The sequence below is a fragment of the Hymenobacter rubidus genome (assembly GCF_016734815.1).
Taxonomy (GTDB): Bacteria; Bacteroidota; Bacteroidia; order Cytophagales; family Hymenobacteraceae; genus Hymenobacter; species Hymenobacter rubidus.
The window spans coordinates 40,991-65,763 of record NZ_JAERQF010000006.1 but is presented as its reverse complement, the minus strand read 5'-3'; the positions used below and the strand labels follow the sequence as shown (position 1 = coordinate 65,763).

20 protein-coding genes are annotated in these 24,773 nt (G+C 62.5%); 8 read left to right on the top strand and 12 right to left on the bottom strand.

Translation table 11 applies throughout. From position 1 onward, the window contains the following. Positions 1-99 precede the first annotated feature (99 nt). On the top strand, positions 100-789 hold the full coding sequence (locus JKL48_RS06320) for a TIGR02117 family protein (RefSeq protein ID WP_201980102.1): 690 nt from the start codon (positions 100-102) through the stop codon (positions 787-789). Between the two features lie 180 nt (positions 790-969). Here JKL48_RS06320 and JKL48_RS06315 read toward each other — a convergent pair whose 3' ends face one another. After that, positions 970-1,218: a hypothetical protein gene (locus tag JKL48_RS06315; protein ID WP_201980098.1), complete on the bottom strand. Its 249-nt coding sequence runs from the start codon at positions 1,216-1,218 to the stop codon at positions 970-972. Between the two features lie 232 nt (positions 1,219-1,450). Here JKL48_RS06315 and JKL48_RS06310 point away from each other — a divergent pair, with 232 nt between their 5' ends. Both JKL48_RS06310 and JKL48_RS06305 read left to right on the top strand, forming a co-directional pair. Continuing rightward, a complete protein-coding gene (locus JKL48_RS06310) occupies positions 1,451-1,891 on the top strand; it encodes a LexA family protein (RefSeq protein ID WP_201980096.1) in 441 nt (146 codons plus the stop codon). A 121-nt stretch (positions 1,892-2,012) separates the two neighbouring features. Further along, positions 2,013-3,341 (top strand): Y-family DNA polymerase, encoded by a 1,329-nt coding sequence (locus tag JKL48_RS06305; protein WP_201980094.1) that lies wholly within the window; start codon positions 2,013-2,015, stop codon positions 3,339-3,341. A 99-nt stretch (positions 3,342-3,440) separates the two neighbouring features. On the opposite strand, the gene JKL48_RS06300 is transcribed toward JKL48_RS06305, so the two are convergent. From JKL48_RS06300 to JKL48_RS06270, 7 genes are all read right to left on the bottom strand, one after another. Beyond that, complete coding sequence (locus tag JKL48_RS06300) at positions 3,441-5,987, bottom strand: T9SS type A sorting domain-containing protein (protein WP_201980092.1); 2,547 nt, start codon at positions 5,985-5,987, stop codon at positions 3,441-3,443. Between the two features lie 169 nt (positions 5,988-6,156). Next, on the bottom strand, positions 6,157-8,997 hold the full coding sequence (locus JKL48_RS06295) for a S8 family peptidase (RefSeq protein WP_201980083.1): 2,841 nt from the start codon (positions 8,995-8,997) through the stop codon (positions 6,157-6,159). A 130-nt stretch (positions 8,998-9,127) separates the two neighbouring features. Further along, on the bottom strand, positions 9,128-9,379 hold the full coding sequence (locus tag JKL48_RS06290) for a hypothetical protein (protein ID WP_201980081.1): 252 nt from the start codon (positions 9,377-9,379) through the stop codon (positions 9,128-9,130). 60 nt (positions 9,380-9,439) lie between these two features. Beyond that, on the bottom strand, positions 9,440-9,742 hold the full coding sequence (locus JKL48_RS06285) for a hypothetical protein (RefSeq protein ID WP_201980078.1): 303 nt from the start codon (positions 9,740-9,742) through the stop codon (positions 9,440-9,442). Between the two features lie 76 nt (positions 9,743-9,818). Continuing rightward, on the bottom strand, positions 9,819-10,373 hold the full coding sequence (locus tag JKL48_RS06280; RefSeq protein ID WP_201980075.1) for a hypothetical protein: 555 nt from the start codon (positions 10,371-10,373) through the stop codon (positions 9,819-9,821). A gap of 5 nt (positions 10,374-10,378) precedes the next feature. Continuing rightward, a complete protein-coding gene (locus JKL48_RS06275; RefSeq protein WP_201980073.1) occupies positions 10,379-11,251 on the bottom strand; it encodes a hypothetical protein in 873 nt (290 codons plus the stop codon). 114 nt (positions 11,252-11,365) lie between these two features. Next, on the bottom strand, positions 11,366-12,148 hold the full coding sequence (locus tag JKL48_RS06270) for a DUF2490 domain-containing protein (RefSeq protein ID WP_236668645.1): 783 nt from the start codon (positions 12,146-12,148) through the stop codon (positions 11,366-11,368). A gap of 91 nt (positions 12,149-12,239) precedes the next feature. On the opposite strand from JKL48_RS06270, the gene JKL48_RS06265 reads away from it, so the two are divergent. Continuing rightward, a complete protein-coding gene (locus JKL48_RS06265; protein WP_201980071.1) occupies positions 12,240-14,354 on the top strand; it encodes a TonB-dependent receptor family protein in 2,115 nt (704 codons plus the stop codon). A 439-nt stretch (positions 14,355-14,793) separates the two neighbouring features. Here the strand turns inward: JKL48_RS06265 and JKL48_RS06260 are convergent, their stop codons facing one another. Continuing rightward, positions 14,794-15,066 carry a hypothetical protein gene (locus tag JKL48_RS06260; protein ID WP_201980069.1) on the bottom strand — a complete coding sequence of 91 codons (273 nt, stop codon included), beginning with the start codon at positions 15,064-15,066 and terminating at the stop codon, positions 14,794-14,796. 40 nt (positions 15,067-15,106) lie between these two features. Further along, positions 15,107-15,577 carry a hypothetical protein gene (locus JKL48_RS06255; RefSeq protein ID WP_201980068.1) on the bottom strand — a complete coding sequence of 157 codons (471 nt, stop codon included), beginning with the start codon at positions 15,575-15,577 and terminating at the stop codon, positions 15,107-15,109. Between the two features lie 139 nt (positions 15,578-15,716). Between JKL48_RS06255 and JKL48_RS06250 the strand changes: the two genes are divergently transcribed. The 4 genes from JKL48_RS06250 to JKL48_RS06235 all read left to right on the top strand — a co-directional run bounded on the left by JKL48_RS06250 (position 15,717) and on the right by JKL48_RS06235 (position 22,297). Continuing rightward, a complete protein-coding gene (locus JKL48_RS06250) occupies positions 15,717-15,992 on the top strand; it encodes a GNAT family N-acetyltransferase (RefSeq protein WP_201980067.1) in 276 nt (91 codons plus the stop codon). Between the two features lie 177 nt (positions 15,993-16,169). Continuing rightward, positions 16,170-17,918 carry a hypothetical protein gene (locus JKL48_RS06245; RefSeq protein WP_201980066.1) on the top strand — a complete coding sequence of 583 codons (1,749 nt, stop codon included), beginning with the start codon at positions 16,170-16,172 and terminating at the stop codon, positions 17,916-17,918. Positions 17,919-18,055: 137 nt separating this feature from the next. Further along, on the top strand, positions 18,056-20,923 hold the full coding sequence (locus tag JKL48_RS06240; RefSeq protein ID WP_201980065.1) for a glycoside hydrolase family 2 protein: 2,868 nt from the start codon (positions 18,056-18,058) through the stop codon (positions 20,921-20,923). Positions 20,924-21,073: 150 nt separating this feature from the next. Next, positions 21,074-22,297: a hypothetical protein gene (locus JKL48_RS06235; RefSeq protein ID WP_201980054.1), complete on the top strand. Its 1,224-nt coding sequence runs from the start codon at positions 21,074-21,076 to the stop codon at positions 22,295-22,297. Between the two features lie 87 nt (positions 22,298-22,384). Here the strand turns inward: JKL48_RS06235 and JKL48_RS06230 are convergent, their stop codons facing one another. Further along, positions 22,385-23,122, bottom strand: a complete 738-nt coding sequence (locus JKL48_RS06230; protein ID WP_201980052.1) for an SDR family oxidoreductase — start codon at positions 23,120-23,122, stop codon at positions 22,385-22,387. A gap of 233 nt (positions 23,123-23,355) precedes the next feature. Beyond that, complete coding sequence (gene fabF / locus JKL48_RS06225) at positions 23,356-24,609, bottom strand: beta-ketoacyl-ACP synthase II (protein ID WP_201980051.1); 1,254 nt, start codon at positions 24,607-24,609, stop codon at positions 23,356-23,358. Between the last annotated feature and the right edge of the window lie 164 nt (positions 24,610-24,773).

Below are 24,773 nucleotides of genomic sequence, written 5' to 3'. Positions count from 1 at the left end.
GCGCTTGCCAACGGTGGCCGGACTCCGCCGTATAGGGGCGGGAGCTGTTGCTACTGCCGGGGTTTGTGCCGGGCGCGGCGGGTACTTTTCTCCATCTTTATGCCCTTATTCATCCAACACACTGCGCGCGTGCTCGGCTACGTCCTCATCGGCTTCTTCGCACTCATTGCCCTGTACTTTGTGGCGGCGCTGGTGCTCTCGCGCATTCCGGTAGCCAAAGCCACGCCCGATGCCCCCACCGATGTCACGGTTTACCTGCACACCAACGGCGTGCACACCGACATTGTGCTGCCCATCCGCAACAGCCAGATTGACTGGAGCCAGTCGCTGCCCATTGCCAATATTCCCTCGCAGGACAGCACCATGCGCTACATTGCCTTCGGCTGGGGCGATAAAGGCTTCTACCTCGACACGCCCACCTGGGCCGACCTCAAATTCAGCACCGCCTTCGTGGCCGCGTTCTGGCTGGGTTCCGCGGCCATGCACACTACCTACTTCCACAGCATGACGCCGGGACCCAACACCATCCCGCTCCAGCTCAGCCGGGCCGAGTACGCCCAACTCATTGCCTACATCCAGCGCAGCTTTGCCCTGAATGCCGCCGGCCAGGTGCAGCACATCCAAGGCCACAGCTACGGCCGCGACGATGCCTTTTACGAAGCCCACCGCGTGTACAGCTTCCTCTACACCTGCAACACCTGGACCAATAACGCCCTGAAAGCCAGTGGCCAGAAAGCTTGCCTCTGGACGCCTTCCGACAAAGGCATCTTTCACTTGTACGGTCGGTAAGAGCCAAATTGCCCGGGGCCTGCCCCCGCCCACCATTGCGCCGGTATCGTTCGACGACGGGCGGGGGCAGGCCCCGCCCCTACACCCAAGAGATACCGCCCAGACGCAAACCGGCCCCGCCGGCTGCAAAGCCAACGGGGCCATTAGGGATGAAACCATCGGGCTGACGGCCGGCAGGGCCTAGTTCAGCCACACATCGGCCACCTGCTCAAAGCGGTGAGCGGCGAAGGCACCGTAGGGGCGCTCGGCGTAGAAGCCGAGTACGTGCACCTGCGGCAGGCCAGTGCGCACATGGGGGAGCACTCGCACGGCGTACACGCGGCCGGCTTCGGGCCAGTCGCCAACGTAGTCGGCCGGGCGTTGCGCGTCGTTCACGCAACGGGCAAATTGCTGCAAAGGCAGCGGCGTAGGGAGCTTGACGTTTGACATGGCCAAAGATACGAATTTTAAGAAAAACTAAAAAATTTGGTAAAATTATTTTTCTGTTTCTTTTTAAGGATAAACAGCCTGAGAATAAAAGCCACGCATGATTTTTTCGTGAAGTGAACGGATGTACGTTGGGCGTAGATGACTGGATTGCAAAAGCCGGGAAGCAACAATAAACTAAATTAATTAGTAAATAGCAGTCCCGTTGCATCAGGATAGACGCACGGAAAGTATTATGCTTGCATCCCTTCACGATTTTATTTCGGCAGCTCAGCTGGAGACTCGGACGCTGCCACTTTTTGGTTGCCCAATACCCGCTGGGTTCCCCTCGCCCGCCGACGACCATCTGGAAGGTCCGTTTGACCTTACGCGGCATTTATTTCGCAACCCGGCGTCCACGTTCCTGGCCCGCGTGAGCGGCGATTCCATGACCGGGGCCGGCATCCACCCCGGCGACCTGGTGGCCGTGGACCGGGCCCTGCGCCCCGGCCACGGCAGCATTGTGGTGGCCGTGGTAGAAGGCGAGCACACGCTCAAGCGTCTGCAGCTGCGCGCCGGCCAGCCCTGGCTGGTGGCCGAAAACGTCCGCTACCCGCCCCTAGCCGTGGTGCACGACATGGAGCTGGTGGTATGGGGCGTAGTCACGCACGTTATTCATTCGCTGGGCCATGGCTAAGGCGGTAGTGGCGGCCAGGGCGGTAGCCTGGGTACTCAACAAAAGTGTAATAGCTATTTTAACTGATTTCAGTAAATCGGCGAGTGGCAGCTATCCACCGTCCAACCTCAGGTAAACATCTATGTACGCGCTGGTCGATGGCAACAATTTTTACGTGTCCTGCGAGCGGGTTTTTGCCCCGCGGCTGGAGGGCCGGCCGGTGGTGGTGCTGTCAAATAACGATGGCTGCCTGATTTCCCGCTCCGCCGAGGCCAAGGCGCTGGGCCTGAAAATGGGCGAGCCCTACCACTTGGTGCGCCCGCTGCTGGAGCAGCATCGGGTACAGGTTTTCTCCTCCAACTACGCCTTGTATGGCGACATGAGCCGGCGCGTGGTGCAGGTGCTCAGCCATTTTGCGGCAGGCGTCGAAGTGTACTCCATCGACGAAGCCTTTCTGGATTTTCGGGGTATGAACCTGCTGGCACCCAACCTAATGGCCTACGGCCAACGGGTGCAGCGCACCGTACGGCAACACACCGGCATCCCCACTTGCGTGGGCATTGCGCCCACCAAAACACTGGCCAAGCTGGCCAACCGACTGGCTGATAAGCACGGCGAGCACAAGGTTTTGGTGCTCGAAACCCCGGCCCAATGGGAAGCGGCGCTGGCCCAGGCGCCCGTCGAAAGCATTTGGGGCGTGGGGCGGCGCTATGCCCGCAAGCTGCGGGAAATGAACATCAGCACCGGGGCCGAACTGGCGGCCCTGCCCGAGGCCTGGCTGCGCCGCCACCTGGGCGGCGTGGTGGGCCAGCGCCTGTGGCGGGAGCTGCACGGCCAGCCGTGCCTGGAATGGAACCCCGCCGAATGGGACGAGGACGACCACCTGCAACCCAGCACCGCCCACCGGCACAGCCTGACGTGCACCCGCTCGTTTGGCCGGCCGCAGCACGAGGCCGCCGCCCTGGCCGAAGCCGTGGCCACCTTCGCCGCTAAGGCGGCGGAAAAGCTGCGCCGGCATGGCCTCGCGGCACACGTGGTAACGGTGTTGCTCGGCACCGATAAACACGCCGCCGATGCTGGGCCCAAAACGTTTACGACCGTTGTCAGCCTGCCCACGGGCACCAACGACCTCGGCGAACTCACGCGCGCTGCCTTGCGCGGCCTGCGCCAGCTGCGCCGCACCGGCGTGGCCTACTACCGGGCCGGAGTGCTTTTCAGCGGGCTGGAGCCGGCGGGGCAGGGGCAGCTGGGCCTGTTTTCCGGCACGGCCGCCGAGCAGCAGCGCAGCCACCGGCTAATGATGACGGTGGATTCCCTTAACGCCCGGTTTGGTCGGCAACTGGTGCGGCTGGCCGCTGCCGGAGTGGCCAAAAACCGGGTGGGCCAGCCCCAGCAACCGGCCTGGGCCGGCCGCGCTGCGCACCGCTCGCCCCTCTACACTACCGCCTGGAAGGACCTGTGGACGGTATGAGTTGCGCGGTGCTTCAGAAAGCGGTAGGGCTACCTCAACCAAAAGGGCCGCCGTACTGGGTAGTACGGCGGCCCTTTCCACAGAAAAATAAGCGGGGCCCTAGTGGGTTACTACTACTTTCTGCTGATAGGTGTCGGTAGTACCGGGAATGCGCAGCACGTACACGCCGGCAGCTACCGTGTTCAGGTCAAGCGTTGCTTCGGGCTGACTGGTGGGCAGGGGCCAGCTGCGCACGGCGCGGCCGGTGAGGTCGAGCAGCACGGCCTCACCGGCTTTTGCCGAAGCGGGCAGCAGCACGGTGAGGCGCTGGCTGGTGGGATTGGGGTAGGCCACCAGGGGCAGCAGGGACGCCGCCGAACGGGTCGCCAGCACCGTATTGGTGAGGCGGGCCAGGCCGATGCGTGGCTGCCCGGCTACCGAACGGAAGTTACCGTACACAATGATTTTGCTATCGGTGGGCTGCAGAGCAAGCCCGAAAAAAGTGTCGTCGCCGCTGAAAATGGCCAGCGGAATGCTCACCGCCGGGAACGAGGTGTCGAGGCTGCCATTGGCATTGAGGCGCACAAGGGCGTCGGTGCCGTTGAGGGTACCGGTTTTGGCCAGGATGCGTCCGTCGGGCTGAATGAGATAGAGGCTGGCGGCAGTAGTCGGGGCGAAGGTGTTGTCGATGGCGCCATTGACGTCGAGGCGAACCAAGCCAACCGGAGTGGACTGGCCGTTGAAGCTCGTGAAGCTGCCACCAAGGAGCAACCTGCCATCGGGCTGCATCAGTATCGAATAGGCAGACCCGGCCGTGGGGCCCGTGCCGATGTTGAATGTATTGTCGAGCGTGCCATCCGGGTTCAGGCGGGCCAGCAGCGTACCCACTGCGGCGCCCGTGCCGGCTTCGACGTAGGTGAAGACAATCTTGCCGCTGGGCTGAACACTGGCCCCTCCGATATAGCGGGTAACCGTGCTGGCCGGGGGCAAAAAAGCATTGTCCAGCGTGCCATTTGCATTGAGCCGGGCAATGGCGTTGCGGGCTGCTCCCCCGAAGGTAGTAAAATTGCCATATACCAGAATGCGGCCGTCGGGCTGCACCGTGAGGCCCTGCACGGGTGCCGGGTTTACCACGGCAGTAGAGCCGAACAGGAGTCCGGTAAAGGTGTTATCCAGAGCACCCGAGGGTAATACGCGCTGAAACAAATACTGGGTGCCCGAAACGGTGTACGTATAGAAACTGCCATCCGGCTGCATTCCGTTAAAGACCGGGCTATAAGTGGTGGAGTAGCTGGCGTCCAGGGTGCCGTTGGCATTGAGGCGCCGCACCGGCGAGGACCCTGCGGCGGTGCCGTTAAAGTCGGTGAAATTGCCGCTTACCAACAATTGGCCCGACGTGAGGGGGATGGCCGAAGAAACCGTGCCCCGAACTTCGGCCGTAGCCGTAAAGCTGGGCTCGTTGGCCCCGGTGGCTGTCACGCGGGCCAGGCCGGTCTTGGCCAAGCCATCAAACTGCGTAAAATAGCCGGCGGCTACAAACTGGCCCGTACCTATTTGTTCCACTTCCGAAACAATGTTATTAGCACCGGCCCCGGCGCCAAAACTCGCGTCCGGAGTGCCGTTGTCGAACACGCGCGCCAGCCGGTTGCGAGTTTGGCCATTCACCTGCGTAAAGGAGCCGCAATACACGATGCTGCCGTTGAACTGGGCACCCCCGTTGCTCTGAATCAGTACTTTGTACACCGTGCCCGCCCCTGTGGTGGCGGCAAACGTGTTGTCCAGGGTGCCGTTGAGCAGCACCCGCACCAGCCGGGGTGCCGCCTGGCCGTTGAGGGTGGCAAAACTGCCGCCGAGCAGGAGCTTGCCGTCGGCCTGCTGGGCAATGGTGCGCACAGTGCTATCGAAGCCTGTGCCGATGGCAAAACCAGTATCCAGACTGCCGTTGGAGTTCAGGCGCACCAGGTTGCCAACGGTTTGGCCGCTAAAGGCGGTGAACAAGCCTCCGACGAGGATTTTGCCATCAGCCTGCACGAAAAGGCTCCGGACAAAAGCCCCCGTACTGGAAGCGCCGGTACCGATGTTGAACGTTGCATCAGGGGTGCCATCGGTGTTGAGGCGGTAGAGGCCACCATCGGGCAGGCCGGTGCTGAGGCTGCCGCTGCCGCCCACCAGAATTTTGCCATCGGGCTGCACGGCCAGGGCCCCCACCTGCCGGCGTACGGTGGCCATTGGCCCCGAGGGCGAGAACGACGTGTCCAGCGTACCGTTGGCATTGAGCCGGGCCACCGTGAAAGCAGGCACGCCGTTGTAGGCCGTAAAGCCGCCGCCAATCATGATTTTGCCGTTAGGTTGCAGCACCATAGCGGCCACGAAGCCGTTGGCACCCACTCCGCCGGCGTTAAAGCCAGAGTCAACGGTTCCGTCCGGGTTCAGGCGTTGGATTTTGCCCGATATCGTACCGTTCATGAAATCGAAGCCGCCGCTCACGAGCAGCTTGCCATCAGGTTGCGCCACTACAAACTGCGGAGCGCTTTGCAGGCCCGCCGTGTAGGTTGCCTTCAGCAAGGTGGGCTGAAAGGCGGGGTCCAAGGTTTGGGCCAGCAAGACAGCCGGCCAGTTAAGCGCCGAGAGGGCCAGAATAATCAGAAGCGTAAATCGGTTTGTCATACATATGAAGGGAAGTGAAGTGAGAAAATGGTCGCGGAACTGTTTCTTGTAAAATATGCAAATCAATAGGAATTTCAGGGATTCATACAGGCGGCATGCTGATTCACGGCGTTGTTTTTCGGCTCAGGCTGCAGCTGTCAGGGCATGGGTCCGTGTTTCGCCGGCCCCGCTAATACTCGACGGTCACCGGCCGCACAGCTACTCCAGCCTCGCCAATGGCTTGCAGCGTGTAGTAGCCGGGGGCCAAGTCAGGCAAGCGCAGGTCCACCTGCCGGCCGGTGGCCTCGCGACGTAGTACAAGCCGACCCAAGGCGTCGCGCACCTGCACTTCCCGCAGCCCAAAGTCCACCGGCACTTCCACTTGCAACAGGCCAGTGGTTGGGTTGGGGTAGACGGAGAAGCCGGCTTGACTGGCCGTGCGCGTGGGCAATAGGGTGGTGTAGGCCAGGGCTGCCGCATCGGCTGAAGCCTGGAGCTGCGCCAGGGAGGGCGCGGCCAGCAGCGCGAACGTAACGGTAGTGGAATCGCCGGGCGCGAGGCGGGCCAGGCGGGTGCCTACTACCTGCACCACGTCGGCGCCGTTGGGCAGGCCGGCGGTGCGTTGGGCACGGGCCGTGCCGCTGCTCAGGCTTAGAAATTTTTCGGCAATTGAAAAACCATCGGCCAGGCGAATGGGAGAGCCCGCAGGGGCAGCGCTGTTGATGGAATACACGGCCGGGGCGCCCCCGCGCAATAGCCGCACCCCGGCGTATTGGGCGGGCACGCTGGGCGCAATACGGCCCACGGCGTAGCAGTAGCCCAGGTTGCGGGTGCTGTCCCAGGCGGCGGCGTTTTGCGCAGCTCCGTCGGGGTTGGGCAAGTCCCAGTCGGTGAAAATGCCGGCGTAGAGGGGCTTGAGGGTATCGGCGGTGAGGTTGCGGATGGAGTATTCGAGCAGCACAAAATCGCGGCGGGCGGGGGTGGCCCAGGCGTAGGCGCGCTGGCGCACGGCCACGCCCAGGCTGCGCACGCGGCTGCCCACCACCGGAACGGTGTCCTGAAACGCCACGCGGGCTTCCTGGTCGGCGCGGGGGCCGGGCTGCTGGCGGGTGGCTTGTCGGAGGCTGAAAAACGACTGCCGCGACTGCCCGCCGCTGCTGCGGATGCGGTCCGACACGCGGGTGGGGCTGGTGGCCAGCATCAGCCCGCCTTCGCTGAGAATGTTGCCGCTGGTGCGGTAGGTGAGGCCCGCCCCGATGGTGCCGGCCAGGTTGTCGTAGGCCAGATTGCCGCGGCTGGTGAGCGTCACGGCCAGGTCGTTGGCATCGAGCACCACGTAGTCGGGGTTCAGCACGAGGTCCACGTACTGGTCGTATTGGAAGCCGCCGGTGGCCGTGAGGCGGTAGCGCAGCGACACGGTGGTATTGAGTGGAATGCCGCTGCCAGCCACGGCCAGCCGGAAGGGCGCCGCCGCATTATTAGCGCGGGCCAGCGTAGCCAGGCTGCCTACTGCAAAGCTGCCCTGCCGCACCGTGACGAAGGGCGAGAGCGAGGTGAGCGTAACCGTGAGCCCCGCCACGGGCTGCAACAGGTTCTGCACGTCGGCCGTGAGGCGCAGGGTATCGCCAGGGGCGTAGGCGGCGCGGGCGGGCGCAAACGTGCTGCTCACCACGCGGGCCTCCTGCACGTTGGGGCGGGTGAGGGCCTGCACCATGTTGAGGCGACCGGTGCCGAGGCGGCCCACCCAGGCGGCATTGGCGGGTATGCCGTCGATGTTGTCGGTGGTTTGGCGCAGGCGGGCGGCCACCTGCGCGGCGTTGTAGGCGGGGAAGCGCCGCCGCACCAGCGCCGCCGCACCGGCCACCATGGGCGCCGAAAACGAGGTGCCGCCCACGGCCGTGTAGTCGTCATCAGCCGGCCCGCCGCTGTTGGCCAGGTGGTAGCCGTAGCAGGTGAGGATGCTGGTGCCGGGCGCCACCAAGTCGACGCGGTGGCTGAATGTGGCGGCACCGGTTTTTCGGTCCAAGTTGTCGACCCCCGACACCGAAAGCACATGGTCGTAGGAAGCGGGGTAGAACAGCAGGTCGGCGTTGGTATTGCCGGCGGCGGCTACCAGCACGGCGTCGCGGTTCACGGCGGCGTAGGTGCACACGTCCTGCTCCAGGCGCGAGTAGCCGCCCGGCGCGCCCCAGGCCATCACCACCACCTGGCAGCCGTGGTCCACGGCGTACACAATGGCCTCGAAGCCGGCAAAGGTGCCGGTGGCAGTGTTGGGGTAAATGTTGAGGGGCATGAACCGGCTGCGGTTGCCCACGCCGGCAATGCCGTGGCCGTTGTTCACGGCCGCGGCGGCCACGCCGGCCACCAGCGTGCCGTGAATGATGGTGATGTCGTAGCCGGCGTCGTTGTCGTTGTTGGCCAGGTCCCAGCCGGTGAAATTGTCGATGTAGCCGTCGCCGTCGTCGTCGCGGCCGTTGACGGGGTCGGCGTAGTTGTGCTTAATCTGCGGGGCCAGCTCGACGTGCGTCAGCCGCACCCCGCCGTCGGTGATGCCGATGACGATGGAGCTGTCGCCGGGCGTCACGTCCCAGGCCCGGTAGGCCTTGATTTGCTTGAGGTAGTACTGGCCCGCCGACAGGCTGGTGATGGTGGAGTCCGAAAGCGGGTCGTTGGGCTGGTACTGCGGCTGACGGATGTACAAGGGCTCCACGTATTCCACCGCGCCGGTGGCCAGCAGCACAGCACGGGCCTGGGCTAATGACACCGTGAGGGGAAGTTGAAACTGGTAGATGCCACGCAAATCCACGCTGCCGGGCGTTTCGGGGTTGGGCGCCAGCGTGTGCGGAAATTTCTGGCGCAGGCCGCTGGCGCCCAGCTTCAGCAGAACCGCTTCCAGAACGGCGGGATGCTGACCGGGGCGCAGCTTGAGGGCCAACTGGCCGGGCACGGTGGGCGGCGCAGCAACGGCCGACTGGGCCAGAAGCAGAACCGTAATAGTCAGGCAGATGAGCAGGCGTAACGTGTTTTTCATCAGGCAGAATAGCTGGAATTATTGCTTGAGTAAATATACCCGTTTGCGTAGTGGCAGCACTACAACGCCCGTTCCAACCATAGCCAGTTCAACAAAAAGGCCGCCGTTTTTGCGAAACGGCGGCCTGTGCTTACTTGTGCGGGTTGGGGAAAGTATAGTTCTTGTTAGCTTTGGCACTCTTGAATTTTTCCAGCTTGCCAGGGGTCAGGTCCAGCGTAGACCGGTGCTTTCGGCCTTGCCGGAAGTGCATCCGTTCGGTTTTGCCTTTGCCGGACTCCGAGGTGTGTTTAAAGGCCCGTGCCTTGACTTTGGGTTTGGCCTGGGCCGAAGCGGTATCGGCAAGCCCGAACAGGACTAGCAGGAGAAGAAAAAGCTTTTTCATGGCTGGCGGGGTTAAAAACGAACAAATGGAAATAGCAGAAAGAAAGCTGTGGGTAAAAATCTACAGCGCGTCGCGCACTTCGTCGCCGAGTTCGGCAATGCTGCGGCGAATGCTGGTCCACACGCTGGGCTCGGGGTTGGCGTCGGCGCTACCCGCCTGGCGAAGCTGCTCCGCCAAGCGGGCGCGCTTGGCTTCGAGGGCGGTGGCGTGGGCTTCGTAGGTATTGGTCGAGCCCGCTACCGTGGCATGGGCCCGGCTGTGCAGGGTCTTGATTTTGGCGTCCAGCTCGTCCAGGGCCTGGTGCAGGTCGGCGGCCGACAGGCGCGGGTCGCGGGGGTAATCGGGGATGTTGATGGCGGACATAGGCAGCAGAAAAAGCAGCGTCAAACTACCGTAGTGTACTGTAGATGGCCGGGAAAAGATTCCATAAAAACGCGGCTTAGCCGCCAAAGGAGCGGGGCAGCCCCGCCTCCCGCGCCAGCGGGGCCGCGCCCGACTGCCACAGGGCCGCCAGCACGGCATTGGCCGTTTCGGCCAGCTCCAGGTGGTAATCGGCGTGAAGGCGAGCGGTTTGTTTCAGCGCTTCCTGGGTGCGCTTGGTGAGGTGCTGAAGCAGCGGCTGGGTGGGCCCGTGCAGGCGCGCGGTGGCCGCTGCCTGGTGCCGAAATACGTTGGCCAGCAGGCGCCAGCTCAGCTCCACTTCGCCAAAAGCGTCGTCGGTAATGCGGGCGTGGTACGCCAGGCGCGCCTGTAGCTGCCGCAGAATCACCAGCAGGTCGTTGGGGGTTGGGTGGTAGCCGCGTACGGGGTCATCGACCAGGGTGCGGAGCGCGGCGCGGCGGGTTTCCAGCGCGTCGGGGCCTTCGAGCAAGCGGTAGGCTAGCTGCTCCGTTAGTACGGCATCCTGGGCCACGAGGCGGGCCAGAAGCTGGTCCTTTTCCCGTTCGGGCAGGCTGAAAAGCGCACGGCGCAGGTCGGGTGAAAGGGCAGGCATAATGGTCAGCTAGGCTGCAATTGGCGCTTCAATTTCCGCCAACTTATGGCAGACATGCCAATAATCAGTAGAAATTGGACACCCCACTCCGAGCAACTGAGGGTAAATATCTGACGCGGAATACTACGCAGAAAGTGCGGTAGGTACTGCTTTTCTAAGGTTAGCGTTATATCGTACTCGGTGCCCGTGCCGATTGCTGAAGTGTACCAGGAGGTGTTTTTTACTTCCGGTTTCCACAGCGCGGCCAGCCAATGGCCAATTCTGGTGAAGTAGGAAACGGACCAATAACCAACAGGAGTGAACTTATAATTGGCTGGGGGCATGGTGGCCATGGTTCCGCAGAACATTTGAGGTTCATCTGTCCTCGCTGCTTGCGGGCTGTACTCATCCACCAGAACATACAAAGTAAGCGGACCGTGATACATGTCGAAAAGGTATTTCTTCTGGTCATTCAGAGTCATCAAATCAATCAGTTTCACCCAGCCTTTGTAGCTTACTTTCGATGTGAACACGACACGTATCCCGCAATTTGGAATTGTATCGGCGCGCATTGCTTGGATATTTTGCGAAATCAGCAATGCGGATAAAGAGTCATGTGCAGCATTGCCGTTGAATTCTACTTCCCGCCATTTGTATAGCTTATATAGTTGTGAATAGAGAAATGGGATTCTTAGCGGATTTGAAAATGAAGAGGTATGGAAAATGGTATCTGAATCTGGTCTCGGGGGCATAGTCAACTGCACTACGGCCTTCCTCCTCAGCTTTTCCCGCCACGACCGAATAGCCACGCTTCCCAGCCACAGCAGCCCCGTCAGCGCCAGCAGGCCCGGCGGTAACAACAGTTTGCGGCGGTGGCGACGAGGAAGATAGAGATGCATAGCAGGGGAGTAGCGCGAACTTTGTAGTTCGCGAGGCAGAACGACATTTCGTTTAAACGGCGCGGGGACGCGAACTACACAGTTCTCGCTACTCCCAACGGCTCGACTGGCCGCTTATTTCATCAGCGTCAAATCATACGACACCGCCAGCCGGAAGCCGTTGTTGAACTCATATACCGGGAATTTGGTGGCCGGGTCGGGGTCGTAGTGCTGAAGTATCTGGTTGAGTACCTGTAGCTCGACGCGGAAATTGTCCTGGAACTGGTAGCCGATGCCGGCGCCCACCCGGTTCTGGTTGAACACGTTGGTGGTGATGTCGCGGCCGAAGTTGAGGAAGACCTCGTCGAAAGCCGTGAAATACCATTCGCCGTTGTCCACCACGGAGCCTTGCAGCGGAACTTCCACGGCCAGCTGGTAGCGAATGCGGTTCTGGCGCTGCCACACGGCCGAATTGCCCAGGCTGCCGCTGGCGCCGGGCACGCCAATGTAGCGCTGCTCCAGCCGCACGCGGTGCACCAGCCCGAACCGGCCCAGCGTGTCGCTGAGCGATACGTCTTCGTAGAAGCGCTGCTCGGGGTAGGTGCCGGCGTCGGCCACGGGGTGGGTGCCGTAGGGGTGGGTGGTGAGGTAGGTGTAGCCGCCGCCCAGCTTGAGCCGGGGCAGCACCTGATAGCCCACGCCGCCCCGCAGCAGCGACTGCTGCCAATCGGTGACGAAGCCTGTGCGGCGGACCTGGTACTCGGTGTGAATGGTCAGGCGCGGGCCCAACTGATGGTCACCCTCGTATACAAACCAGCCAATGCGGTTGAAGTCGTCGATGCGGTTAACCTGTTGCGCGGCCGCTGGCCGGGCTGCCAGGCAGGCCGCCATCATTCCAATAAAGAAGCAAAATTTCATGCGGCAAGATGCCACCAAATACCGCATGGGTCGGCACCGCCAACATTGCGCCTGCCTGTCGGTTCGGGACCAACTAACCCCGTTTTTCAGCATGACCATACGCTCCCTATTGCCCGCGGCATTGCTGCTCGCTTCGCTCGGCAGCCGTGCCCAAACCCAAACCCTGCCCGATACTACCCACACCGTAGCCCTGCCCGAAGCCACCGTGACCGGCTACGGCCAGCGCCTGCCGCTGCGCCACACTGCCGCGGCCGTGGGCGTGCTCGATGCCCGCACCATTCAGCAGTTCAGCCCCGCCGCCCTCACCCAGGCCGTGAACACGCTGCCCGGCGTGCGGCTCGAAGAGCGCGCCACAGCCAGCTACCGGCTCAGCATCCGGGGCAGCACGCTGCGCTCGCCGTTTGGAGTGCGCAACGTGAAGGTGTATTACAACGGCATTCCGTTCACCGAAGCCGGCGGCAGCACCCCGCTCAACCTGCTCGACCCCGCCATCATTGGGCGGCTGGAGGTGCTGAAAGGGCCGGCCGGCAGCGTGTACGGCGCGGGCACGGGCGGCGTGGCGCTGTTTGGCACGCCGACGGTGGCGGCCGGTAGTAGCCGCGTGGCCGTGGGCGCCACGGTGGGCAGCTTCGGCCTGCGTCGCAACACCATCACGGCCGAAACGGGCAGCCTGAATACCAGCGTGCGGGCGCAGTATGCCCACCAGGAGTTGGATGGATACCGCCAGCAGAGCAGCCTGCGGCGCGACGTTTTGGCGCTGGATGTCCGGACCGTGGCTTCGCCCAAAACCACGCTGGCGGCCCATTTGCTCTACACCGACATAAATTACCAGCTGCCCGGCGGCCTCACCCGCGCTCAATTTCTGGCCGACCCCCGGCAGGCGCGGCCGGGCACGGCCACGGCCCCCGGCACCGTGGCCCAGCAGGCATTTTATGCCTCGCAAACCGGCTTGCTTGGGCTCACCCATGAGTATCGGTTCACGGAGAAGATGGAACTGCAAACTACGCTTTATGGCAGCGGCACGGCTATTCGGACGCCGTACTTGGTCGATTATGAGCGGAACACGGCGGTGGGCACGGGCGGGCGCACGGCCCTGCGCTACCGTACCACGCTGGCCGGCCGGGTGCTGCGGCTGCAAACCGGCGGCGAGTTTCAGGCCAGCTTTACCGACGGGCGCAGCTACCAGAACAACGGCGGCACGCCAGGGGTGCTGCGCTACAACGACGAAATTTCGACCACTACCGGATTTGCCTTCGCGCAGGCCGACTACGAATTGCCCGCCAATTTCCTGCTGACCGTGGCCGCGAGCTACAACCGCCTGCGCTACCGCATTGCGCGGGTGAGTGGTGCCGCAACCAACCCCACCGGCTACGAGTTTGCCCGCAGTTTCCGGCCCGAAATATCCCCGCGCGTGGCCTTGCTGAAGGAAATAAGCCCCAGCTTATCGGCTTACGCCAGCGTGAGCACGGGCTTTTCGCCCCCCACGACCGACGAAATTCGCACCTCCGACGGCCGCCTCAACGGCGCCCTGCAGGCCGAGCGGGGCACCAGCTACGAAGTGGGCACGCGCGGCAATTTCTTCGACAACCGGCTGCGCTACGAGCTGAACGTGTTTGATTTTGAGCTGCGCCAAACCATCGTCAGCAGCAGCACCGACCAAGGCATTGTGATATTCCGCAACACCGGCAGCACGCACCAGCGCGGGCTCGAAGCGGCCCTGAGTGGTTGGCTGTGGCAGGCGGCGCCCGTATCCACACCTGGTCTTGCCACCGACGCCCAGCCCACCGGCCTGCGCGCCTGGGCCAGCTATGCCTACAACGATTTCCGCTTCGGCAGCTACCCCAGCGGCGGGGCCGACCTCAGCGGCAACCGCCTCACCGGCACCACGCCCCACACGCTCAGCGCCGGGCTGGATTTTAGCGATACGCACGGCTTCTACCTCGCCCCCAACCTCGGCCACCAGGCCCGGGTAGTGCTCAACGATGCCAATACGGAGGAAGCCGCCGGCTACTGGGTGTTTGGGGCGCGAGGCGGCTGGCAGCGCCGCTGGCGTCAGTTGGAAGCCAATATCTACGCGGGCCTCGACAACGCAATCGACCGCAGCTACAGTCTCGGCAACGACCTGAACGCTTTTGGCGGCCGCTATTTTCAGCCCGCGCCGGGCCGCAACTGGTACGGAGGCACGCAGCTGGGCTGGCGCTGGTAGCGCCTTCGGCTTAATGAAGAATGAGGAGTGAGGAATGAAGAATTATCGTAACGACAATTCTTCATTCCTCACTCCTCATTCTTCGAAGCTGTTCAGGACCGGTCCGACGGCGTAGGCGTCCGACCGGTCGTCGGTCAACGGTCATTGGTGCCTCGTTCGGGCGGCCACCGGTCGGACGCCTACGCCGTCGGACCGAGCGGAACCAACTCCTTGAACAACTTATTCATTTAGGACTTACGCAGTTGAAGCCCCAGCGGGGCGCCATATCGATAATAACTGGCTGATGTTGGGTAGAAAGCCCCGGCGGGGCGACACTCGGTTGAGTGCTTGGCGAGTGTCGCCCCGCCGGGGCTTTGCCATTGCATAATGAATAACTTACTACCAATATGCCGCCCCGCTGGGGCTTCAACTGCGTAAGTCCTATCATTAAGTGAAGCGTCTAGCTCTGCTCCTCGGGCAGGGTGAAGGCGCGGTCGCTGGGGTCGGTGAGCTCGCGGGGCAGGTTTTCGTCCGAAGCAGGGGCGGGGCCCGGCTTGGTCATGGCCTGGATATCCGAACGGAGCGAATCGTCCATTTCGTCGGCTTTTTCCTGGCCGGAAGCGTTGTTGTCGTCGAGCTGCTGGCCGTGCGTAGCCGCGTCGAGCATGGGTGTGGAAGCACCGTCTTCGCTGTTCGACTGCTCGTCGTAAGGGTTGGGGTTGTCAGGTGACATGAAGTGGGGGATGGGTAATGAAATGAAAAGTAGATTCCGCCTATTCGTCAGAGGCCGGGTATTGGGCGTCGGCGGGCTCTTCGCGGGTGTTGTGCGTGCCGCCCCCGGCGTAGCGCGGGTCATCCTTCGACCAGGCGGCCCGCTGCTCGTCGGTGTCGGCGTGCTGCGCGGCCCGGACGGCGTCGGGCGCCTGGTTCTGCTCTACGTGGCCGGGCTGGTCTTCGGGGTTGTCGGGGGCGTTGCGCGCTTCTTTTTCACGGTCACGGAATTCACTGAATTCGTCGGGATTGTCGTTGGCCCCGCTGCGGCCGGGGGCGGCGTTGGTGGGCGCCGCCGCGTGATGAGCAGCTAAAGGAGCCGAGGCGGGCACCCCGCCAAACTCGCCGTAAGTAGGGCTGCTGGCGTTCACGGCCGGGTCGTTGGAATTGGGGCGGGCAGCGGCGGCCCGCTCTTGCTGGTCAAGGGGACGAGCATCGTCGGTCGACGGAGCGGGGGTGTTTTGCGTATCCATTGGGAAAGTAGTGAAGAGTGGAAAACCAAACGGGTCGGGCCCGTCTTTCTACCTTCACTGTACGCAAACCGGGCGCCGCCGTTCACCTGCGCGACTGCCTCGGCCTATTCGCATTCCTTAGTCATTGACCTTCATTGCTATGCCCGTTCATCACGATACCGAAAACCAGGAATTCACCACCACCCGCGACGGCCACGACGCCGAGCTGGCTTATGCACGCCCCGCGCCCGGCCTCATCGATTTCACCCACACCTACGTCGACAAAGCCCTGCGCGGCCAGGGCGTGGCCGATGAGCTGGCCCGCACTGCCCTGGCCTTTGCCCGCCAGGAACAGCTGAAAGTGAAAACCAGCTGCACCTTCATGGCGGGCTTTGTGAAGCGGCACCACGACGAATACGCCGACGTGCTGGCATAGGCCAGTGCTCCGCGGCGTGCAGGAAAGCGGCCCGGGCGCTGGCAGGAAGGTACAGGAGGCTTGCGGCGGGAGGGCATGGTTCCTTCGGGGCCCGGCGCGTCCCTCGCTTGGGTCTGGTAGAGGGGCGGCGCCAATTCCCACCCTCGCCCGCTGGCACGCCCGGTGCCCCCTCCATTCATGAAGAAGCTTGTTGCTCTGGCCGTGCTGCTGCGCGGCTTGCTCGGCCCATGCGCCGGCGCCCAAACCCCGCCCGCCGCCCGGCCCGCCCCGCTGCCGGGCACCGTCATCATCCCGGCTTCGGATTTTATTCAGGAAATTCCCAAAGGCGTCGTCATTGCCGATGCGAACGCCTTGCACGCGCCCTGGATTTTCAACAACACGGCGCTGGTATTAAAATCCAAAACCAACATGCAGGTGCGCGTGCAGGTGCCGGAAGCGGGCACCTACACGCTATTCGTGCGCAGCCAGGGCGAGAAAAATACCAGCTTCAAAGTCGCCATCAACGACCAGGTGACGGCCGCCACGTTTGGGCACGGCCCGCTGGGCTGGCAGGCCGGGGGCACGTTTGAGCTGCCCGCCGGCCCGGCGTATGTGAAGCTCACGCGCATTGAAATGGGCGCGGCCGTGGACGTGCTGGTGCTGAGCAAAAACGCCAGCTTGAAGGAAGAAGATGTGCGGCCCTACCAACTGCCGGACGACGTGCAGCTGCTGAAGCAATACGCCATTCCCAATTCAAATGCCGTAAAATTTGGCGACGTGGACGGCGACGGCAAAACCGATTTCATGGTGCTGGAACCGGACTTTTCGGCCCACGTTTTTGACAATTCCGGCAAGGAGCTGTGGGCCTACAAAGCGCCGACGGAATACGTGAAAGAGCGTTCCGAATTCGAAGCGCCCGGCGTGCTCTGGGATTTCGACCACAACGGCCGCGCCGAAGTGGTGCACTGGCGCTTCATTGAGGGGCAGGAGTGGCTGGTAGTGGCCGATGGCCGCACCGGCAAAATCCTGCGCAAAACGGCCTGGCCCACCCAGCCGCTGCCGCACGTCTACAACAACTTCCGGCTGGCCATCGCCCACCTGCACGCCGGCCCGGCCAACGACCTGGTGGCCTACACCGACATGGGCGGCACCCAGAACGTGACGGCCTACGCGGCCGACCTCAAGCAACTCTGGCAGCACACCGAACACCGCAAAAAAGACAACCTCGGCCACTACATCTACCCCGTTGATTTGAACGCCGACGGCCTTGATGAGGTGCTGGTTGGCTCGCTGCTGCTCGACAAAAACGGCCAGGAAATCTGGAACCGCTTCGACCTGCTGCCCGACAACCACGACCACGCCGACAGCTACAAATTCATCGACATGAACGGCGACGGCAAGCTCGACATCGCCACCGCCAACAGCGAAACCGGCGTGTTCATCTACGACGGCATGAGCGGCAAAATCATCTGGCAAAACACCGCCGAGCACAGCCAGCAGCTGGCGGTGGGCAATTTCCTGAAAGGTGTGTCCGGCCCGCAGGTCGTCATCGGGGGCCGCACCTACGGCACCAAGGGTACCGACGAGCCCGGCCTGTCCAGCCAGCTCTATTGGTTCGACAAAAGCGGCAACCTGGTGAAGAAGTGGCCCGGCAACCCCATCAACGGCAACCCCGATTTCGTGCGCGGCAACTGGCGCGGCGACGGCGCCACCTGGCTGTTCTGGCACAAGTTTCGACTGAACGACGCCGGCACCGGCGAGCTGTATTTTCCGGATACCGTCTTCCACATGTTCGATTTCACGGGGCGCGGCGCAGAGGAAGTCATTACGCTGAACCAGGGGCGGCTGAGTGTTTTCGGCAGCCGCAGTGCCGCGCACAGCGGCAAGGATTTGAAGAAAGACCGGGAATATCTGAGAAACAGCGTGGTCAACCACACGCATTACTAACGACTGTTCATAAAAAAATGAACGTCATGCGGAGCGCAGCCGAAGCATCTCTACCGCACAAGTAATTATTATACTGATGCAGTAGAGATGCTTCGGCTGCGCTCCGCATGACGTTTTGATAGAATTCAAAACCGCCTATGAAATACCTCTGCTTCTTACTCCTGGCCCTGCTGCCGACTCAGCCCATCCGCGCCCAAACCCCCGCCACCCAGAAGCAAATCCAGTATCTCTCGGGCCGCGATAACCACCCCACGGTGAAGTGGGATTTCTACTGCACCGGCGGGCGCAAAAGCGGCTATTGGACCACCATTGCCGTGCCCTCGTGCTGGGAGCAGCAGGGCTTCGGCCTCTACAACTACGGCCGCGACTACAAAACCTACGGCAAAAATTTCCGCTTCGCCGATGAGCAGGGGCTGTATAAACACTCGTTCACGGTGCCCGCCGCCTGGCGCGGGCGGCGCGTCGAAATCGTGTTTGAAGGCTCGATGACGGATACGGAGGTGAAGGTGAACGGGCAGGTGGCCGGGGCCGTGCACCAGGGCGCATTCTACCGGTTTAAATACGACATCACCGACAAGCTGAAGTTTGGGGAGGCCAATTTGCTCGAAGTGAAAGTGAGCAAGATGTCGGCTGATGCCAGCGTGAACAACGCCGAGCGGCTGGCCGACTACTGGGTGTTCGGCGGGATTTTCCGGCCGGTTTACCTGCAATCCTACCCGCAGCAGTACGCCGAAAACGTGGCCATCGACGCCCGCGCCAACGGCAGCTTCACTCTCCGCGCCAACGTGCGTAACGTGCAGCAAACCGCCCAACTGCAAGCCGATATTCTCGACCAAACCGGCCAAACTGTACTCACTGCCAGCACCACTGTTGTCGCTGGTGATACTGTGGCCCGCCTAACTGCCACTATCAAAAACCCGCGCCAGTGGACGGCCGAAACGCCCAGCCTCTACCGCGCCCGCCTCACGCTGCGCAACGGCTCCGAAACCCAGTACCAAACCACCGAAACCTTCGGCTTCCGCACCATTGAGGTGCGGCGTGGCAAGGGCATTTATGTGAACGGCACGCAGGTGAAAATGAAGGGTACCAACCGCCACAGCTGGTGGCCCGAAACCGGCCGGACGCTCAACGACAGCATCCACCTCCAGGACGTGAAGCTGCTGAAGGAGATGAACATGAACGCCGTCCGCATGTCGCACTACCCGCCCGATGCCGAATTCCTGCACCTCTGCGATTCGCTGGGCCTCTATGTGCTCGACGAGCTGGCCGGCTGGCAGAAATTCTACAGCACCAAAGCCGGCACGCCACTGGTGCGCTCGATGGTGCAGAAAGACCAGAACCACCCCAGCATCATCTTCTGGGACAACGGCAACGAGGGCGGCACCAACAAGGAGCTGGACGCCATTTTCTATCAGTACGACCTTACCCGGCGGCCCGTCATTCATCCGCATCACCGTCCCGGCAACGCCGTGAGCGGCATCGACTGCAACCATTACGAGGACTACTACAGCACCCAGAAAATTCTCGCCGACTCGCTCATCTACATGCCCACTGAATTCCTGCACAGCCAGGACGATGGGGGAGGAGGTGCCGGCCTGGCCGATATGTGGGAACTGCACTGGAAGGCCCAACGCTCGGGCGGCGGCTTCCTGTGGGCGATGGTGGACGAGGGCATCGTGCGCACCGACCAGCACAACATCATCGACGTGAACGGCGTGAACGCGCCCGACGGCCTGCTGGGCCCGCACCGCGAAAAGGAGGGCAGCTTCTTCGCCATCCGCGAGATTTTCTCGCCCGTGCACATCACGCTGAAAGAGTTGCCGGCCAAGTTTGACGGGAAGATAGAAGTCGAAAACCGCTACCATTTTACCAACCTCAACCAGTGCTTTTTTCAGTGGGAGCTGGTGAATTTCCGCAAGCCGAGCGACCCGTTTGCGGGCAGCCTGCCGGGCAAGAAAAGCCGTTTCAAAAGCCCGAATCTGGCCCCGCTGGCCACCGGCAAGCTGAACCTGGAGCTGCCCAAAGACTGGAGGAACTACGACGCGCTGGTCCTCTCCGCCTTCGACCCGCAGAAGAACCTCGTGTATAAATGGACCTGGAAAACCGGCGGCAACCCCCGCCTCCTCGACGGTGTGCTGGCGCTCCAGGCCAAGGACAAGCCCGCCGTGCAGGTGGCCGAAACCGACACTACGCTCAGCCTCACGGCCAGCGGCATTTCGGTCACCTTCAACAAAACCAACGGCCGCATCAGCGGCGTGAAGGGCAACAACGGCGACAAGCTCAGCTTCACCAACGGCCCCGTGCTGGTGGCCGGCACCGCCGCCTTCACCGGCCTCACGCACCGCGCCGAGCCCGACGGCGAAGTTATCGAAGCCAGCTACACCGGCAACCTGAAAACGGTGCGCTGGAAAATGCACGCCACCGGCTGGCTGCAAATGGATTACGAGTACGCCCTAACCGGCGACCACGCCTTCACCGGCCTCAGCTTCAGCTACCCCGAAAACTTCGTCATCGGGGCCAAGTGGCTGGGCCAGGGCCCGTACCGCGCCTGGAAAAACCGCCTGGCCGGCACCACGCTCAACGTGTGGGAAAACGCCAACAACAACACCCAAACGGCAGCAGCGCCCTGGATTTACCCCGAGTTCAAGGGCTACTTCGCCGACATCGCCTGGATGGAATTTAACACCGTGGAAGGCGCCTTCCTCGTCGCCAGCCCCGACCCCGGCTTGTTCGTGCGGCGCTTCAACTTCTACGGCCTTTCGGGCGTGAAGCCTCAGCCCGGCCTGCCCACCGGCGATATTTCCTTCCTCGATGGCATCCCGCCCATCGGCACCAAGCTGGGGCTCAACATCGACAACCACCCCGAGCACCTCGGCCCGAATAGCGAGCCCAATCACCTCAGCGGCACGCCCATCAAGCGCACGCTTTATTTTTACTTCGGCCTGCCGCCCACCGACAGCAAGCCCCAGCCTTACATCGCCCCCGCGAAGGACGATTTGTTTTAGCCAAGTACCGGAAAATAGTGCAGGCAGCTACCTTCGCCGTGCCTTCACTTTTCCACTTGCCTTCTCCAAACTATGCGGAAAACGCTCCTTGCGTCCCTCCTGGCGCTTTGTGTTCAGGACGCACATTGTCAGTCTTTTGAGCCTGGTTATTTGGTGCTGCAACGCGGCGATACGTTGCGCGGCGAGGTTGAGAATGATTTTTGGGAAGAACCTCCCGTCACCGTTAGGTTCCGGACCACGGCTGCCGCGCCGTTGGCCACCTACTCCGGCGAGTTTATTGAAAGCCTGTACCTGACTTCGGGCCGGCTACTTCGGCGCGAAACCCTGCCCCTCGACCGGGCCGCTGAAACGAAGGTCGACCTCCTGTCCTACAGCGTGGTGCGCCGGCAGCAGCCCGAATCGGTTCTCGCCGATGTGCTGCTCCTTGGCCCGGCATCGCTGCGGAGCCTCACCCTCAACGGCACCAGGCATTTCTTCGTGCAGCGTGCCGGCCAGCCTTACCTTGAGCTGGCCGCCCGCAACTACCTGGTGAACAAAGACGGCGCCACCCGCATCGCCGACGGCAACGATTTCAAGAGCCAGCTGCTGCGCTATTTCGGTGATTGCGAAGCCGTGACCCATCGGCTTGCTAAAACCGATTTCACTGCCCAATCCCTCACCGGCCTCGTGCAGGCTTATAACCTGCATTGTTCGGAGGCCCGGCAAGCCGGACGGGAAATTGCCGTCCGGGGCAAGGCGCCGCAGCCTCCCGTCGCCGTGCAACTGGGCGTGCTGGCTGGCTTACGGTTCAATTCCCTGCGTTTTGATGGCCAGGGCCAAACCAACGCCGTGCTCGACAACGCCAACCCCGATGCGCAGTTTCATCCCCAGCTTGGCCTCTACGCCGACGTCGTGAATGGCCGGCGGCGGCTGGCGCTGCACTCGGCGGTAATGGTTTCCCGGTTTGGGCAGCGCCAGCCGGTGGCCATTGCCGCCAACAACCTGACCGGCACCTACGAATGGCACGGCACCTTGGTCGCGATGCAAGTGGGCCTGCGGGGCTTTTTGCCGGTTGGTTCTCAGGTGCGCTTGCTGGCAGGCGTGGGCTACGAGTTCAACTCTTTCTGGGACGGTTTCAGCGCCCTAAGCCTCGGCGCCGACCAGGCCGGCTTTATTTATGAGTTTCACAGCACCGGCCTGCCCTACCTGGAAGCCGGCCTGAGCCGTCAGCGTTTCGCCTTCACCTTGCTGGGCCGCATCTACCAGGATGATACCTTTGCGCTGGCATACCGTGCGCCAAGTGGTTTCCTTCAAACGACTTACGCCTATACCCCCTGGAGCCTGAGCGCAATGCTCAGCTACCGTTTCAATGCCGACCCGGGCGCCCAGCGTTAGGCCAATCAACGGGGGGCCTGGCCGAATAGAAAAAATGCAGCCCGAACCGGAATTCGAGCTGCAGAAGCTGTAATCAACAACGGAAAATCAGCCGTTCATCGTGGCAAATGCCTCGGCTGGCGAAGTGCGGCTGAACTCATAAAAGCCAGCCGTGTCGCCCACGCGGATTTCGTATTCGTCCTGCGCCAGTCCGGCCAGCAACTCATCGGCCACTTGCTGCGGTGGGATGCCAGCCGCCCCACCGATTTCGGACGAAAACTCGGTGTCCACCAGGGGTGGCATCAGCTCAAAGACGCGGATAGAGGTGGTCTTGGCCAGCGTGTGGCGCAACGACTGCGTGTAGGAATGCACGGCCGCCTTGCTGGCCGAATACGTGGAAATGTTGGCGCTCGGCGCATAAGCTACGATGGACGACACGTTGACGATGGCCGCTTCCGGCTGCGCACTCAGCGTGGGCAGCAACAGTTCGGTTAGCCGAATCATGGCCAGGTAGTTGGTGGCGATTTCGGCGCTGGCTTTCTCGAAGGCGTTGGCCCCAGCGGTAAGTTCGTAGGCCGAGGCCTGGCCGGCGTTGTTGACGAGCACGCTCAAGTCGCTGAAATCGGCTTGCACTTGCTGCACCAAGCGGGCCACATCGGCTTCGCTGTTGATATCGGCCGCCAGGGCCGTGACGCCGGGCAGTTGACTGGCCGCCGCTTGCAGCTTGGCTTCGTTGCGGCCCACGATGATGACGCGGCTGCCTTTTTCGGCGAGCGTTTTGGCAATGGCCAGGCCGATGCCGGAACCGCCACCCGTGACGAGGACGGTTTGGTTGGTGATGTTCATAATGTTGAAAAACTGGAATTGGTGAAAAATGCCGGGCTTGCAGACGGCTGCCGGCGCAGCCGTTTTGGTTGGGTTGTTAGTTTCGATTGAACAGTTTGTCCGTCATGCAGAGCGCAGCGAAGCATCGAGCTTGGGGTAGTAATTAGTGGCGCTAAAACGACCGGATTGCTTCAGCACGCGAGATGCTTCGCTGCGCTCTGCATGACTGTTCTTCTGCATGACTGTTCGTCAAATCACTCGGAAAACTTCTTCACAATCAGCGTGGCCGTGTGGCCGCCGAAGCCGAAGGAATTGCTCATGGCGTACTCAATGGGCCGATAAGCGGGCTGGCCCAGCGTGAGCTGAAGCCGGCCCGCGATTTCCGGGTCGGGCTGGGTGGTGTTGATGGTGGGCGGCACCACACCGTGCTGCACGGCCTGCACGCAGGCAATAGCTTCTACAGCGCCGGCGGCGCCCAGCAGGTGCCCGGTCATGCTTTTGGTGGCGCTGATGTGCAGCTGCGGTGCCGGCCCAAACACCCGCCCGATGGCCTTCAATTCGCTGGCATCGCCCAGGCCGGTGGAGGTGGCGTGGGCGTTGAGGTAGTCAATCTGGGCGGCGTGCAGGCCGGCATCGTCCAGCGCGGCCAGCATGCTCAGGTAGGCGCCCTCGCCCTCGGGGTGGGTGCCGGTGAGGTGGTAGGCGTCGGCCGCCATGCCGCCGCCCACCACTTCGGCCAGGATAGGGGCCCCGCGCCGGAGGGCGTGCTCGTATTCTTCCAGAATCAGCGCCCCGGCGCCTTCGCCCACCACGAAGCCGTCGCGGGCTACATCGAAGGGCCGGGAGGCGGTGGCCGGGTCGTCGTTGCGGGTCGAAAGGGCCCGCAGCGCGTTGTAGCTGCCAATGCCCGTTTCGTTGATGGCCGCTTCGGAGCCGCCCGAAATCAGCACGTCGGCCTTGCCCCAACGGATGTAGTTGAAGGCGTCAATCAGCGCCGTGGTGGACGTGGCGCAGGCCGAAACCGTGGCGAAATTCAGCCCCCGCAACCCGTACTTGATGGAAATAAGCCCGGCCGCGATGTCGATAATCATCTTCGCGCCCATAAATGGGTTGAAGCGCGGCGTCCCGTCGCCGTGGGCAAACTCGGTTATCTGCTCCTGCAAGGTGCCCAGCCCGCCCACGCCCGAACCCCAGATAACGCCGATACGGTTGCGGTCCAGCGTCGCAAAATCGAGTTGCGCGTGGCCGATGGCCTCGTCGGCTGCCACCAGCGCATATTGCGTGAAGGCATCGTATTTGCGCACCTCCTGGCGGTCAAGGAAGTTGAGCGGGTCAAAGCCCTTCAGCTCGCAGGCGAAGCGGGTTTTGAATTTCGACGCATCGAAGTGGGTGATGGGCGCGGCGCCGCTCACGCCCGCCCGCAGCGCCCGCCCGAAGCTGGCCGCGTCGTTGCCGATGGGCGTGAGGGCACCCACGCCCGTGATAACTACCCGTTTGTACGCAGGCATATTGGAAGGGGAATTTAGTGGAGAAATTGGGCCGTTTAGTTTTCTGATGGTCCGTGTGGCCGTCCTGCTGAGCGCAGTCGAAGCATCTCTACCGCTTCGTTGAATCGACTGAATTACTATCGAGGTAGAGATGCTTCGACTGCGCTCAGCAGGACTGTTCCTTT